We start from the raw sequence: 15,235 nt of genomic DNA on the forward strand, positions 1-15,235 counted from the left end.
TGCTTGTTTAAGCCAGTAAAATAGGGCTTTAGCGTATTTTATTCATCAACTATGAATATTCAAGCACACCCATGGATTGCTGGTTTACTTGTGCGGTTGACTTGTGTGCGCAAGCATTATAAGTATCACTCAACTAAGTGGTTAGTCATAAATGATGATTGCCTGTATTAATTAAAATTTGTTAAATATCAGTTGCTTATTATTTTATTTTAAGTTGGTTTTGAAAGGGTTTTTAATGATACAGACAAAGAAAATTTTTAATTTTTTAATTATTTAAAGTTTAGGCCTGTTTAATCGTTTTGCATAAATAATCACTAAAATACGCACTGAACAATTCATAAGGATTTATTATGAGTCAAGAAATTCAAGCATTTAATAGTAAAGTAGAGCACTGCTTATGTGCTCCTGGCGACGGTGTTTTTACCGTTAATACTGCAAAAGAGCGAAAAGCGGCACTTCGAAATAAACTGTATGGTCAAACCGAAAATGTAGATACGCTATGGCGCGAATCGTTAAATGACTTGCCTCACTCTCCCCATAAAGCGGTCATGCTTGGAATTAGTTCTGATTGTGGTGGCGGTATTTTACGTGGTGCCAATTGGGGGCCTTTGTTTGTTCGCTCAGCATTAATTGATCAGCACCCTGAATGTCATTCGTTCGACTTAGGCGATGTGCGTGTTATTCCGCATTTGTTACATGACAAATACCTAAACGACGCAACTATCTCTAATTGCCAAAAAGCGCTATACGGAAACGAAAATAACGACTACTACGTAAGTCCGTTATCAATTACTGAAGATGTGTGCGACAGCTTTTACGCGACGTTTAAAGATAAAGGTATTTTTGGTATTGGTGGCGACCATTCTATTAGTTATCCACTAACCAAAGCATATTTAAAAGCTAAACGCGAGCAAGGTAAGCGCACGGCTATTATTCATTTTGATGCGCACACCGATTTGCTTGTGGAGCGCTTGGGTATAGATTTATGTTTTGGCTCTTGGTGTACACATATCTTAGAGTTTTTACCTGCACCCCATCACTTAATTCAATTTGGTATACGTTCAAGTGGAAAACCAAAATCACACTGGGAAAACACATTTGGGGTTAAGCAACATTGGGCGCATGAAATTATTGAACGCGGTGCAGCCGCTGTTGCTGCAGAGACTATCGCGCAACTAAAAGCGGATAATGTTGATGAAGTGTATGTAAGTTTTGATATTGACGCACTCGATGCCGAATTTGCTTCTGCAACCGGTACACCGGAAGATAACGGTTTAACACCAAAGCACGCGCTAGACATTTTATCAGCCATTGCCGATGAGTTTCCTATTACGGGCGCTGATATGATGGAAATAGCACCATTTACCGATAGTTCTCTAGTGGGCCAAGCAAGTTCTGAAACAACATTAAAAGAAGGCGCAAAAATTTCAGCGTTTTTAATTAATGCGATGAATAAATAAGTGCTTAAAAACCAATACTATTGACTTAATCTTATTTTATTAAATACTCAAAACTAGCAGTCTATAAAGCCTCAACTATATTTATTGAATAATTGCACTAATTTAGTTGAGGTTTTTACCCAATGAAGGGATTCGTTTTTTTACTTTGTTTTTTATACCCTATTGCGCATGCTAACGAAATTAATATAGTTACGGAAGTGTTTCCTGACTTTCAATATCTCGATGCAAACAACCAATTGGCAGGTCGCTCTGTAGAAAAGGTAAAAAACGCCCTTGATGCTGCTGGTATTAGTTACACTATGTCGGCTAACAATTGGAGTGTGTCTTATAACGCAGCCCTTCGAGATAAAAACACCTGTATTTTCTCAATTGTTCGTTTGCCACCAAGAGAAAATAACTTTGTGTGGATAGCTGAACTTGAAGAGTTTGAGTCAGCGATTTATGGGCTGAAATCTCGAGGCATAAAGTTAAAGACTTTACATGATGCCAAACGCTATAAAATAGCAGTATTAAGAGATAACTTTAGCCATCATTATTTACTTGAACGCGGTTTTAACGAAAGCCGGCATTTGTTGTTGATTGATAATTTAGATAAAATAGATAAGTTAATTAGTGCACGCCGTGACATTCTTGATTTTGTCATTCTAAGTAAAAAACAATTTAATTACCGTCTCAAAACATCACCAAAGTTAAATTTACTCGAGCCAGTGCTTGATTTAAATACGGCTCAATCTCCATTATATTTTGCGTGTAACATAAATATGGATGAGTCGTTAATCACACAGTTACAGTTTGCATTTAGACAAACCTTCTCTCTTAATTAGTGGCTAAAAATCATTTAACTAGCTGAATAATAAAAACTTAAACATAAAGTGAAAATATCAATTGCTGCGATTAAAAAAGCGACTATAATCAGCTGCTTTTTATATAAAAAGCGCTAACTTTTTGGAGCGTTAAATGGGTGATTTAATCGGGATTAGTCTTTTGATCTTGATCAGTGCGTTGTTTGCTATGTCGGAAATAGCAATTGCAGCGTCACGAAAAATAAAACTTCGCGTAATGGCAGACGAAGGCAGTTTAAATGCAGCTGCAGTATTAAAATTGCAAGAAAATCCGGGCGCGTTCTTCGCCATGATACAAATAGCACTTAATGCTATCGCTATATTAGGCGGCATTGTAGGTGAACAAGCGTTATCGCCATACGTTGAAAAAGTATTGGTTTTATTTTATCAGGGTGCGTATGTAGAGAAAATTAGCTTTCTATTCTCATTTTTTACTATTACCTCGTTATTTATTTTATTCGCCGATTTAATGCCTAAGCGACTAGCGATGATCATGCCAGAAGCTGTCGCCGTTAAGGTCGTTAACATAATGCGTTGGGTTACATTTGCATTAACGCCTTTAGTGATGTTTTTTAATGGCGTGACTAACTTTGTACTGCGACTGTTTAAAGTTCCCGCAGAGCGTGAAGATAATGTAACCACAGAAGACATTGTTGCCATGATGGAAGCTGGCGCTGAGTATGGTAGTTTGCAAAAGCAAGAGTATGACTTAATAGGTAATGTGTTTGATTTAGAAGCTCGTTTTTTATCAAGCGTAATGACCCCGCGTGACCAAATTGTGTATTTCGATTTAAACGAAAGCAGTAATGACATTGCGACCAAAATTATTGATCACCCGCACAATCATTTTTTAGTTGTGTCGGGTAACTTAGACAAATTACATGGCTCTGTTGAATCAAAAGATATTTTACGCCAAGTACTTAAAGGTGAAGCCGCTAATATCAATGACGAATTAGTTGATACTGACGTATTTTACTTACCAGAAACATTAAGTTTGTCAGAGGCATTAAATGCATTTAAAAGCGCCGCTAAACCGTTTGCTATTGTAGTAAACGAATACGCGCTGCTTGTTGGTATTGTTACTGTAAAAGATTTAATGAAAGGCTTTATGGGAGATTTAATAACTCACCAAGGGGATGAACTAATAATCGAGCGAGATAAAAGCTCGTGGTTAGTTGACGGACTGACGCCAATTACCGATTTAGCTAAAGTGCTTGATATAGAGGAGTTCCCAGAGCAAATACATTTTGAGACGGTGGCAGGCTTTTTAATTTACACCATGAAACGTATACCTAAACGTGCTGAGCATATAAGTTATGCGGGCTTTAAATTTGAAGTGGTTGATGTTGAAGGTATTCGTGTAGAGCAATTGCTTGTATCTAGATTAGTTTAAAGCTTGCCATCCTAATCACTTTATAAACGCTTAACCACGTCATGAATAAAAAAGCCAAGTTCGCCTTGGCTTTTTTGTTAATGAAAGTTTATAAATTTGTTCGTTACTACAATTGTATTTGGCTATAGCCTAATGGGTATCTGGCTAAATGACCATACCTCTAATTAACTGAAATATAATATTTAAATCTTTTCACTATCTACTTTTAGGCTTTAATTTAAACAAAGAAGGTTTTTGCGTAAGTACTTTTCTATTTTTAAAAAATACAGTGCGCTGAGCACTATAGTTAGCTTGTAGGTGCAAATATTTATTATAAAAGCCTTATTAACATTACTTCGTGATTAAGTATGAGGTCGCATAGTTGAGTGTAATTTTGTGTAAAGATCAGCTTATTAAGATGTATTCTCACTAACATTTAATTTAGAATGATCGTTCACTCTAAATTAAAGGTATTTAACATGCAGCGTTCTAGCACCGCTTTATTTGTATTTTCAATTCTCATAGGTTCAGTTGCGTTAACTGGTTGTGACCAAGTGACAGAGCAGTCGCAGGCAGCTGCTCCTAAAGCTGTGCCGGTAGGGGTTATTACGCTTAAAAAACAATCGCTAACTTTAAGGCAAGAGTTGCCTGGACGTATAAGTGCATTTCAAATTGCGGAAATACGCCCGCAAGTAAGCGGTATTGTGCAATCACGTTTATTTACCGAAGGGTCTCAAGTAGAAAAAGGCCAAGCGCTTTATCAAATTAACCCTGCTACATTTGAGGCTAACTTAGCGGCAAGTGAAGCTGCTGTTGCCCGCGCTGAAGCAAGCATTGCAAGCAGTAAAGCTAAAGCGTCTCGCTATAGTGAATTATTAAAAATTAAAGCGGTTAGCCAGCAAGATTACGACGAGGCTGATGCAGCCTATAAGCAAGCAAAAGCCGAACTCCTTACTGCTCAAGCGCAGCTGCAAACCTCAAAAATTAATTTAGAATACAGTCATGTCTCTTCGCCTATTAGTGGGCAAATTAGTAAATCGAATGTCACCGTAGGTGCGTTAGTAAGTGCCAACCAAGCCACTTCTTTGGCAACAGTTACACAACTTGATCCTATCTATATTGATTTAACGCAGTCGAGTAGCGAATTAACTAAGCTTAAAAAAGCGATTGGTTCGGGCGATCTAAGTGTGGATTCAACCAGTCAAACCGATGTTGAACTTACTATGGAAGATGGCTCTTTATACTCTCATAAAGGCACTTTACAGTTTTCTGAGGTGACAGTTGACCCAAGTACAGGCTCGGTTACATTACGCGCTAAATTTCCTAACCCTGAAAAGTTACTACTTCCAGGGATGTATGCTCGTGCCTCAATTGTTGAAGGTGTTAAAAACGATGCTATTTTAGTTCCACAGCGCGGTGTTAGTCGAAACTCGAAAGGTGAAGCTACCGCAATGGTTGTTAGCAAAAACAATACTGTAGAGAGCCGCGTTTTGAAAACAGACCGCACCATTGGATCTAATTGGCTTGTAACCGATGGCGTAATGGAAGGCGATAAACTGATTGTAGAAGGGCTACAAAAAATTCGCCCAGGCGCACCAGTTAGCCCATCTGAAGTTCAAACTGCTAAAGCGCAATAACGGAGAGTTTACATGTCACGATTTTTTATCGATAGACCTATATTTGCTTGGGTACTTGCCATAGTAGTGATGCTAGCAGGTATATTAGCAATTAAAAGTTTACCTATTGCGCAGTATCCGTCTATAGCGCCGCCAGCAATAAGTATTACGGCTAACTACCCAGGTGCATCGGCGCGTACGCTTGAAGATACTGTTACACAAGTTATAGAGCAAAAAATGAAAGGCTTAGATGGCTTGTTATACATGTCGTCAACGTCAGAGTCTAGCGGTTCAGCAACGCTCACACTGTCGTTTAGCGCTGAAACCGACCCTGATATTGCTCAGGTTCAAGTACAAAACAAGTTAGCTACTGCAACGCCACTATTACCTGAAGCCGTGCAAAGGCAAGGTGTTGTGGTTGCAAAGTCAGCCCGTAACTTTTTGATGGTTTATGCGTTTATGTCTAAAGACGGCAGCATGACCAACATTGATATTGGCGACTATGTGTCATCAAACGTGCAAGATATTGTTTCGCGTGTTGAAGGTGTGGGTGAAGTACAGTTATTTGGCTCGCAGTATGCAATGCGTATTTGGTTAGATCCGGCTAAGCTTCAAAACTATAAATTAACGCCTGCAGATATAAGTGCATCTATCAGTGCTCAAAATGCACAAGTGTCGGCTGGGCAATTAGGTGCTATGCCTGCAGTTGCGGGACAGCAACTCAACGCGACTGTGACCGCGCAAAGCCGCTTACAAACTCCTGAGCAATTTAGAGATATTTTAGTTAAAACCAATGCAGATGGCTCTTTTGTAAAGTTGAGTGATGTTGCCCGTGTTGAGCTAGGTGGAGAAAGCTACCGGGTTGTCGCGCGTTATGACGGAAAACCAGCTTCTGGCTTAGGGATTAAATTGGCCAGTGGCGCCAACGCGCTTGATACTGCGCAGGGTGTAAAAGATGCCATTGCTGAATTAGAGCCATTTTTTCCTGAGGGACTTGAAGCGGTTGTGCCTTACGACACTACACCATTTGTGGCGCTTTCAATTGAAAAAGTAATTCATACGCTTATAGAAGCGGTTGTGTTGGTGTTTGTTGTTATGTACTTGTTTTTACAAAACTTTAGAGCAACGCTTATTCCAACAATTGCAGTGCCAGTGGTATTGCTGGGTACGTTTGGTATTTTATACACTTTTGGTTACTCAATTAATACATTGACCATGTTTGCCATGGTGCTTGCCATCGGTTTACTAGTTGATGATGCCATTGTTGTTGTAGAAAACGTAGAGCGATTGATGACCGAAGAAAAACTCTCAGCGCTTGATGCAACCCGCAAATCAATGGACGAAATTAAAGGCGCGCTTGTTGGTATTGCAATGGTGCTTTCTGCTGTATTTATTCCGATGGCCTTTTTTAGCGGCTCGACGGGCATAATCTATCGTCAGTTCTCAATTACCCTTGTTTCTGCTATGGGTTTATCGGTACTTGTGGCGCTTATACTTACGCCGGCACTGTGTGCAACGCTTTTGAAGCCTAGCCATGTTCATAATGATAAGTCGTTATTTGGTAAATTTTTTACAGGGTTTAACCGCGGGTTCGACAAAACAAACTCGGGTGCGCAAAGCTTTGTGAGCCGTATGATCAAACATGCTAAACGCTACCTTGTTATATACTTTTTAATTGTAGGTGGAATGGCTTATGTTTTTTCAAATTTACCAACAGCATTTTTACCAGATGAAGACCAAGGCATATTATTTAACCAAGTTTCGTTACCTGCGGGTTCTACAACCGAGCAAACACTTGAAGTGGTTAAAAAAGTAGAAAACCACTACTTGAACGAACAATCTGAAGCAGTAAACGGTATTTTTACTGTTACCGGGTTTAGCTTTGCAGGTTCTGGCCAAAACTCAGCAATAGGGTTTGTTAATCTTAAGCATTGGGATGAACGCCAACGTGATGATTTATCTGTGCAAGGTGTAGCAGGTAAAGCTATGGGGTACTTTTCAAGTATTAAAGAAGCGTTTGTGTTTGCTTTTCCACCACCAGCAATTGTAGAACTGGGAACAGCAAATGGTTTTAATATATTTTTACAAGACCGTGTAGGTTTGGGCCACGATGCGCTTTTAGCAGCACGTAATCAGTTATTAGGTTTAGCAAGCCAAAGCCCGATATTGGCTGGTGTACGCCCTAATGGTCAAGAAGATATGCCAGAAATACAACTCGATACCGATTTAGCTAAAGCACAAGCATTGGGGGTGTCGCAAACCGATATTAATAACACCCTTGCTACGGCTTGGGGTAGTAGTTATGTAAATGACTTCATTGACCGTGGGCGTGTTAAAAAAGTATATATGCAAGGCGATGCTGAATCTCGAATGGTGCCTGAAGATTTAAATAAGTGGTATGTACGTAATAATGAGGGTGATATGGTTCCGTTTTCTGCCTTTGCAACGGCCTATTGGACTTATGGTTCGCCGCGTTTAGAGCGTTACAATGGCTTTTCAGCAATGGAAATACAAGGAACCGCTGCACCTGGTTACAGCACAGGACAAGCAATGGATGAAATGGAGCGCTTGGTAAAACAACTGCCAAATGGTATTTCGTCTGAATGGACCGGTATTTCATTTCAAGAACGCTCTAGCAGCGGCCAAGCACCTTTATTGTATGGTTTGTCGTTGTTATTTGTATTTTTATGTTTAGCGGCTCTATATGAAAGTTGGTCGGTACCGTTTGCGGTTATGATGATTGTTCCGTTAGGTATATTTGGTGCTGCTATGGCTGCATTGGGTAGCGGATTATCAAACGATATTTACCTGCAAGTGGGCTTATTAACTACGATAGGGTTAGCGTCTAAAAATGCCATATTAATTGTGGAATTTGCTATCCATAAAATGGACGAAGGGCTTGATTTAGTTGAAGCGGCTGTGGCTGCAGTAAGGCTGCGTTTACGCCCAATTTTAATGACTTCAATGGCCTTTATTTGTGGTGTTATTCCACTCGCTATTGCATCAAGTGCAGGCTCTGGTGCGCAAAACGCATTAGGCATTTCAATTATTGGTGGAACACTCGCATCTTCTATTTTGGTTGTTGTTTTTGTGCCGCTGTTTTTTGTATTAGTACGCCTTGTATTCCCTGCAAAAGAAAAAAGTACTAACGAGGAGACAGCATAATGCATATAAAAACCTTTTCGTTGAGTGTGCTTACGTTGGCTGCTTTAAGTGGATGCCAGTTGGCACCTGAACAGCAAAATTTGGCGTTGCCAGTACCCGAAACGTATTCAGTTCAAACAGAGCAAGCCACAGTTAACACATTAAAGTGGCAGCAGTTTTTTAGCGATAAAAAATTACAGGTGCTTATAGGTCAAAGCCTTGAGCATAACAAAGATCTGCAAATTGCGATGCTCAATGTGCAGCGGGTACGTGGGTTGTATCAAATAGAAAACTCAGTATTGTATCCGTCCTTAAATGTTAATGGTTCGGGCACTCGCCAGCGTCTGCCTGCCAGTTTAACAAGTACTAATGAGGCCACTATAAGCTCGCAATACAGTGCTACTGTAGGTATTACCTCTTACGAATTAGATATATGGGGTAAGGTTCGTAACCAAACTCAACAAGCGCTGCAAAATTTATACTCTACTGAGCTTACTCAATACAGCACGCAAGTGTCGCTGGTAGCAGAGCTGGCTAATGCGTGGCTTAATTATGCAACCGATCAACAGTTACTTGGGCTTGCTGAGGAAACGTTAAAATCGCAACAAGCGTCGCTTGGGCTTACTCAAAAAAGTTTTGATTTAGGCGCAGCATCTAAAATTACGTTAGAGCAACTGAAAAGTACCGTTGCCAGCGCAAAGGTTGATATTGCAACGTATAAACGTTTATTAAAGCGCGATAAAAACGCACTTGATTTATTAGTAGGAAAACCAGTAAGCCCTGAACTTCTGCCAAATAAGGTGCTGGACTCGTTATTGGCGTTGCCTAAAATACCGGTTGGTTTACCTTCTGATTTATTAACTCAACGCCCAGATATTAAAGCAGCAGAACATCAGTTATTGGCTGCTAATGCCAACATTGGTGTAGCGCGTGCTGCTTTTTACCCCAGTATTAGCTTAACGGCTAATGCGGGTACTGCCTCTAACGATTTAAGTGATTTATTTGATGCAGGTTCGGGTACGTGGAGTTTTATTCCATCAGTTACTTTACCTATTTTTAATATGGGCAGAAACCAAGCTCAGCTAGATGTTGCTAAGGCCGACCAACAAATTGCTGTAGTTACTTATCAGCAAAAAATTCAGCAAGCATTTCGCGAAGTCGCCGATGCGTTAGCAGACAACGAAGGCTATCAAGCGCAATTAAGTGCACTTGATATGTTACTACAAAGCCGAGAGTCTACGTTTTCGCTATCAAAGGCGCGTTACGATAAAGGTGTTGATAGCTATTTACAAGTCCTTGATGCACAACGCAGCTGGTACAGTGCACAGCAACAGCAAATTTTGGGTCAACAGGCTTTGTTAGCTAGCCAAATTAGCCTGTATAAAGTAGTGGGCGGTGGCTGGGGGAAAAGCGATCAAACCAACTAAGTAAGGGTTTTAGCTGTAAACACCTTTTTGCAGCTAATTAACTAGATTTATATAGGGCTAAATACTTATTTATGAGTGAAAGGCGTATTTCAAAATGATTAAGTATTTGCCTTATTGTCGAGTCTAATCACTTGGCAGTGGAGCTTTGTATGAAAACTAAAAGACAGACAGATCCAGCGATAGCCAAAGCGCGTCGTGATCAGGTTTTAACTGCGGCGGCTGAATGCTTTCGTCGTAAAGGCTTTCATGCTGCAGGTATGGCTGAAATATCCAGAACAGCGGGAATGAGTGCCGGGCATATTTATAACTACTTTGAAAGTAAAGAAGCCATTATAGAAAGTATTATTGAAAAAGATATGGAAGAAATGTTTTCTATATTTGAGCATTTTGAAGGGCAACCAGAAGATACGCTCACAGTATTATTGAACGGTTTAAATATCGGCGTTCAAAGGCATATGGATACCGGTGAATGTGCGGTTGATTTAGAAATGCTCGCTGAAGCTGGTAGAAACGTAAAGGTAGCTAAACTATTACGTGATGCCGACACGCAAGCGCGAAATAGAATGCGCCAGTTGCTAATAAGTGAACGCAGTGTCATAAAAGACATAGATGAGGTAGAGCTAGAAAGCCGTATTAATGTTATTTTTTCAGTAATGGCAGGCTTACTTTTGCGAAAAGTGCTTTACCCCGAACTTACCGAAGAGACAGTTTTAATTGCGCTTCGCCCGGCAATGAAAACGTTGTTAATGCCGTTTAAAGATTAAAATAGTGCCATTAAAATGCATAAACTATATGCCCGCTATATTAGCGGGTTTATAGTATTAACAAGCTTTTAAAGTAATACCAAGCCGCAATAATACTTAATCATTTTGTGGGGCTAAACGCCTCGCTATTTACGTTAAAAAACTCTCATTTACGACTGCATGAATGCAGAGCTATTGCCGATAACAACTAAATAGCGAATTTTTTTCCTAGCTATCAAGACGTTTTTCCATTTTCAAAATAGATTACTTAATTAGGCGAATGGGTATAATTATGTTCAAAAGCGTTCAATAGACCAGTTTAGAGCCACAACGGCAATACCTATAGACCCTGCAGGCATTAACCATTTTATATACCAAGCGGTTTTTCTAAATGCAATTAATAAAGGCAACGCTACTAATAAAATACTAAGTTGGCCTATCTCTACCCCTAAATTAAATGCCAATATGCTCATTAATTGATAGTTACTCGACAAACCTAATTCACCAAGTACACTCGCAAATCCCATTCCGTGAAGTAACCCAAAAGCAAATGTCAGCCAGCCTAAACGCAAAACAACGGGCCAAACATTATTAAGGGCTGCAAACAATACAGAAATTGCAATAATTAGTTCAACCCAGCGAGTATTGAGAGATATTAAATCAAGCGCTGTTGTTGTAAGCGTTATAGAATGAGCAAGCGTAAATGCTGTAACAATCCATGCAGTGTGTTTGATAATGTGTTTTTTAGAGCTAATGGGCTGCCAGGTGTTTTTATCACGGGTTAAAACACAAGTTAGTAATAGCGCAATTAAAAATAAAATATGATCGATGCCTATCCAAATGTGTAATACGCCCTGATACACATATTCTGTAAAGGTATCTAAATAGCTCGACTGCTTAGTATTAAAGGTTTGGCTAGGCTCATTTATACTAAACACACGTGCTATGTTATTCACATTAACAATGACCTTGTGATTTGCGTCATCTTGAAAAAAGGCTGAATACTTAAGCGTAATCTCGTTATTTGTTAAACACGAAAATGACACAGGTAATACCAAGTAAGGCTGATTAAAGTGCTCACTTAGCTGGTAATTGTTATTTACAGTGAGTGCGCAAGTTTGTTCGTTTTGTTCTGCGATAAGATTGTTTTTTATAAATGCATTAATTGAGTCGCGTTTTGCTTTTATTTCAGACCAGGTAATGTTGGCATTTTGGTCTAAGTCGAGTGCTATAACGTGCTCTAAATCTGCAACATTGATTTCCCAATTGCCGCTGTATTGAGCTGTATTGTTGCTATTGAGCGTAATGTAGCCGGTGCTTAACTGGTGCGCAAAAGCTGCTGTTGAAAATAATAAGCTTAACAACATAATAGAAAATACGCGTTTTAATATTCTCATAACATTCACATCCTTTTTGCTTGAACAATCAGCGCTTGGTCGATATTCATTTTAGCTTGTTGCCAGTTAATATTGGCCCAATACAAGGCTTTAGATTTGTTTGGCTGCACGTGAATATAATAGTTGGCGAGGTCACTTGCGTGAAAGCTGTCGTGGCGAATTTCTCTGAGCTTTACTCGTTGCTTCATGGCGTTTTGCCATTTGTATTGTGTTGTGTTTAGTTTTTTTTCTGCGATGGCTAAGCGCAGCAAAAGCGCATCTTCTAGATCGTGCGATTCTTTTAATAAATTACTTAATTTGGTTATCACTTGCTGTGGCTTGTTTAAGCCCAGTTGTATGTCTGCCCATAAAGCAATTAGGCTTACTGGAGAGTTTACTAAATTTATATTTTCAAGGTGCTTTAATGCGTTTGTGTAGTTTTGTAATCTAAAGCTCATTTCAGCTAGGACATGTTTTGTATTGAGTCCAATAGGCTTATTGTTCGTTAGCTTTACTAAAGATTGATAACTTCTTAATAAATTACCGTGCTGACTTTGCACGTCTAGTACACAAGTACTGGCCGTTAATGTGCTTACCCTTGTTATTAGTGCTAAGCAATGCTGTTTAGCAAGTTCAAACTGGCCTTGTGTCATGTACAAATTAGCCAGCAATAGATGAGTGTTGCTGTGATCAGGCGTTATTTTTAAAACACTATTAGCAATGTTTATCGCATCATTAAACAAATGCTCTTTTTGTAAAACGCGTGCATATAAATAGCCTACCTGTGGCGTTGGCTCATTTAAGTATATTTCTGCGAGCCTGTTTTTGAGTACTCCTTGCATATGCTCCGTTTGTCCAACGAATTGACTTTTATTGACTAGATTTTCTATTTCATTTATCGATAGTGAGGCAGTTAAATCCGATTTAGTGACTGCTATTACGTCGTTGTCATTAGGTGTATAAGCCGCTGCAAAAAGCTCAAATGAGCACACTAAGCTTAATGTAATCATCAGGTTTACTAGAGGTGATTTCATATTTGTATCCTTAAAATAGCCATCCATGGCCAGTCAGCTTATTTACTGATTACTAATTAAATTATTAATATCTGTGTCTTTATTTGTAAACTCTCTTCCATTTACAGAGAGTGGCTCTGCATTCGGTGCTTGGTTAAATGCATCGCTAGTAAACTGAGCAAAGTCGACTTGCAAAGCTTCAATAGTGATATTAACCATTGCACTTACTTGGCTGTTAACGCCATCAGATACGCCAAAAGTAAAGCTATCTGTGCCCGTAACCTCTTTATTTGGTGTGTAAGTAAAGTTGCCATCAGCGTCAATATTTACCATGCCTAATGAAGGCTCACTGACCAATGAATAAGTAAGTGAATCACCTTCTTTATCTGTGGCTGTAAGTGAGTCGGTAATATTTACCTCCGTTTGCGTTGTTAACATGATGTCGCTAACTGAAGGCGCTGTATTAACCACAGGCAACGGCTTTTTATTGTCGTCATCATTACTACACGCTCCCAGTATTAATGCGCTAAGCAGAATACCTATATGCGTTATTTTTAAGTGTTGCATAAGTTTACTCCTTATTTAGAGCCCGCAAGTGGGGTAGCTAAGTACGGAAAGGTTGAGTCGATCATTGTTGCATCAACAGGTGCGCCATCGGTAAATGGTACTGTACCAACGCTTGCATCTTCGGGAGTACATAAGCCTAGGTCAGTATCTTCGCCTGCAACAGGAATAGGATGACATAAACGACCCATGACTACGCGCAGAGCAATATCAACAACATCATCGCCAGGGCGTCGGCCGTTTGGAAAGCCAGCTAAATCGTTTCCTGCAACACCAAATGCAGACTGCTCACTTTGCGCTGTTGCCGCGATGTTTGTGTTTAAACGAAGCATTTCAGAGGGAGTGACGGTTGCTTGTTGATTAACACCAGCAAAACCAGTTAAAAATGCAGTAATTAAATCGGTACGAGGAAAGTTTGTTGGGGCTAATGTTTCGAGGTTAGCGCCAAGTGTCGTATTAACAGCATCCTTGAATAAAATATTTAAAAGTTCAGGAAGGGCTGGATGAGATACATAATCTAAAAACTGTCCATCGTCTTTGGGATGTGCTGTAGAGAAAGTATCCTTATCCTTTATGCCGATAACAAGCTCATTAACAAGTGGATTACCCAAACGCGATACTTGAGTAAGTGCACCACCATTAACTGCATTATTAGCAAATTTAGCATTCGGGTTTAGTATGCGAGCTTGTGGTAAACTTGCAGTGGTCCACGAACCAATAACGCCATTACCTTCGCCTACAATACAGCTTTTTGGTACTTCAATAGCAATTGATGTCACGTTTTTATCTGCAAGATCGTCATTGTCAGCCGATTGGGTAATGCCTCCAGGGAAGCCACCTGCGTCACCAGCACCCGGAGCGCTGTCGCCCTCTACCGGTACGTAGTTTACTAAATCGAACGTTTTACCAAGGTTAACGACAAACGCATCTTTTCTTTGGCCAACAAATACTTGTGCCATGCTTTCACAACCCGGGATTGACACATTATATACAAATTGATCTGCGTAAGTTTGATAGTCAGCTTTAGAGGTAAATGTTTTATTACCAATATAATCAAGTGGCTTACTGAATGTAGATGTGCCCGTAGTGGTATTATTTAATGAGGTTGCAACACCTGTGCGCTGCGGCCCATTAATCATACTCAGAGTATATGATTCACTGAAGTTAGTTGCGCTATTATCACCGGCTGATACACCACCCACATTTTTGAGTGGTACAGAAACAGTACGCTGGTTGCCTTCTGGGCCTACAGCTAATTGCACACCTTGATTATCGTTTGGTAGCATGCTTTGAAAATCAAATGCAAAAGTAATGTCTTCAACGGCATCGCCATCGTTATCTATGTGTATGCTGTAAGTTGCATCTGGGTCCATTGCAAAATAATTAGGGCCGCCGTAGGCATCCTGTAATGGAATATAGTTTGCGATTAGTGTGACGTACTCTTCTTTTCCTTGTTCATAGCTATTAAATACATAAAAATCGGTAGAATCTAAGGTCGGAAAGCGACTAATATTTGGCGCTTCTCGGTGACTTGATGCGTTACTTGGTGCGCTAATAAAAGTGCTGCATATTACTACTGCGAGTATTGATGGTGTTAAAGCTTTCATGACTTTTTCCTTTAGTTTTAAATAGAAGTCATAGCTAATAACGGGGGGGAATTTAGATTGGATGCAAAAAA

General features: G+C 39.7%; 11 protein-coding genes. 7 read left to right on the forward strand and 4 right to left on the reverse strand.

Features of this window, described 5'->3' with window-relative positions:
- The first annotated feature begins 350 nt into the window (after window positions 1-350).
- The 7 genes from MTP24_RS18265 (at window position 351) to MTP24_RS18295 (ending at window position 10,625) form a co-directional block, all read left to right on the forward strand.
- Window positions 351-1,460, forward strand: coding sequence for an arginase family protein (locus tag MTP24_RS18265; protein ID WP_243533977.1), 1,110 nt, complete (start codon window positions 351-353; stop codon window positions 1,458-1,460).
- A 122-nt stretch (window positions 1,461-1,582) separates the two neighbouring features.
- The gene (locus MTP24_RS18270; RefSeq protein WP_243533979.1) at window positions 1,583-2,284 is read left to right on the forward strand and encodes a transporter substrate-binding domain-containing protein; all 702 of its coding nucleotides are present in this window, start codon (window positions 1,583-1,585) and stop codon (window positions 2,282-2,284) included.
- A 133-nt stretch (window positions 2,285-2,417) separates the two neighbouring features.
- Window positions 2,418-3,695 (forward strand): hemolysin family protein, encoded by a 1,278-nt coding sequence (locus MTP24_RS18275; RefSeq protein ID WP_006791663.1) that lies wholly within the window; start codon window positions 2,418-2,420, stop codon window positions 3,693-3,695.
- 458 nt (window positions 3,696-4,153) lie between these two features.
- Entirely contained in the window at window positions 4,154-5,311 is a 1,158-nt protein-coding gene (locus MTP24_RS18280; protein ID WP_243533981.1) for an efflux RND transporter periplasmic adaptor subunit, read from the forward strand.
- 12 nt (window positions 5,312-5,323) lie between these two features.
- On the forward strand, window positions 5,324-8,455 hold the full coding sequence (locus MTP24_RS18285) for an efflux RND transporter permease subunit (protein WP_243533983.1): 3,132 nt from the start codon (window positions 5,324-5,326) through the stop codon (window positions 8,453-8,455).
- Complete coding sequence (locus MTP24_RS18290) at window positions 8,455-9,861, forward strand: efflux transporter outer membrane subunit (RefSeq protein ID WP_243533985.1); 1,407 nt, start codon at window positions 8,455-8,457, stop codon at window positions 9,859-9,861. Before MTP24_RS18285 ends, MTP24_RS18290 begins: the two co-directional genes overlap by 1 nt.
- Window positions 9,862-10,010: 149 nt before the next feature.
- A complete protein-coding gene (locus MTP24_RS18295; protein ID WP_243533987.1) occupies window positions 10,011-10,625 on the forward strand; it encodes a TetR/AcrR family transcriptional regulator in 615 nt (204 codons plus the stop codon).
- A 275-nt stretch (window positions 10,626-10,900) separates the two neighbouring features.
- Here MTP24_RS18295 and MTP24_RS18300 read toward each other — a convergent pair whose 3' ends face one another.
- Genes MTP24_RS18300 through MTP24_RS18315 form a run of 4 tightly spaced genes read right to left on the reverse strand, consistent with a single transcriptional unit; the run spans window position 10,901 to window position 15,164 of the window.
- A complete protein-coding gene (locus MTP24_RS18300; protein WP_243533989.1) occupies window positions 10,901-12,001 on the reverse strand; it encodes a HupE/UreJ family protein in 1,101 nt (366 codons plus the stop codon).
- A gap of 5 nt (window positions 12,002-12,006) precedes the next feature.
- Window positions 12,007-13,014, reverse strand: coding sequence for a tetratricopeptide repeat protein (locus MTP24_RS18305; RefSeq protein ID WP_039037616.1), 1,008 nt, complete (start codon window positions 13,012-13,014; stop codon window positions 12,007-12,009).
- A gap of 42 nt (window positions 13,015-13,056) precedes the next feature.
- A complete protein-coding gene (locus MTP24_RS18310; protein WP_243533991.1) occupies window positions 13,057-13,560 on the reverse strand; it encodes an Ig-like domain-containing protein in 504 nt (167 codons plus the stop codon).
- Between the two features lie 11 nt (window positions 13,561-13,571).
- Complete coding sequence (locus MTP24_RS18315) at window positions 13,572-15,164, reverse strand: DUF4331 domain-containing protein (protein ID WP_243533993.1); 1,593 nt, start codon at window positions 15,162-15,164, stop codon at window positions 13,572-13,574.
- Between the last annotated feature and the right edge of the window lie 71 nt (window positions 15,165-15,235).

Origin of the sequence: Pseudoalteromonas sp. APM04 (genome assembly GCF_022809815.1) — a bacterium.
Classification (GTDB): domain Bacteria; phylum Pseudomonadota; class Gammaproteobacteria; order Enterobacterales; family Alteromonadaceae; genus Pseudoalteromonas; species Pseudoalteromonas marina.

Bases quoted from the DNA above. Each gene is read 5' to 3' on its own strand.
- MTP24_RS18265 (WP_243533977.1), top strand. From the start codon at position 351: ATGAGTCAAGAAATTCAAGCATTTAATAGTAAAGTAGAGCACTGCTTA.
- MTP24_RS18270 (WP_243533979.1), top strand. From the start codon at position 1,583: ATGAAGGGATTCGTTTTTTTACTTTGTTTTTTATACCCTATTGCGCAT.
- MTP24_RS18275 (WP_006791663.1), top strand. From the start codon at position 2,418: ATGGGTGATTTAATCGGGATTAGTCTTTTGATCTTGATCAGTGCGTTG.
- MTP24_RS18280 (WP_243533981.1), top strand. From the start codon at position 4,154: ATGCAGCGTTCTAGCACCGCTTTATTTGTATTTTCAATTCTCATAGGT.
- MTP24_RS18285 (WP_243533983.1), top strand. From the start codon at position 5,324: ATGTCACGATTTTTTATCGATAGACCTATATTTGCTTGGGTACTTGCC.
- MTP24_RS18290 (WP_243533985.1), top strand. From the start codon at position 8,455: ATGCATATAAAAACCTTTTCGTTGAGTGTGCTTACGTTGGCTGCTTTA.
- MTP24_RS18295 (WP_243533987.1), top strand. From the start codon at position 10,011: ATGAAAACTAAAAGACAGACAGATCCAGCGATAGCCAAAGCGCGTCGT.
- MTP24_RS18300 (WP_243533989.1), bottom strand. From the start codon at position 12,001: ATGAGAATATTAAAACGCGTATTTTCTATTATGTTGTTAAGCTTATTA.
- MTP24_RS18305 (WP_039037616.1), bottom strand. From the start codon at position 13,014: ATGAAATCACCTCTAGTAAACCTGATGATTACATTAAGCTTAGTGTGC.
- MTP24_RS18310 (WP_243533991.1), bottom strand. From the start codon at position 13,560: ATGCAACACTTAAAAATAACGCATATAGGTATTCTGCTTAGCGCATTA.
- MTP24_RS18315 (WP_243533993.1), bottom strand. From the start codon at position 15,164: ATGAAAGCTTTAACACCATCAATACTCGCAGTAGTAATATGCAGCACT.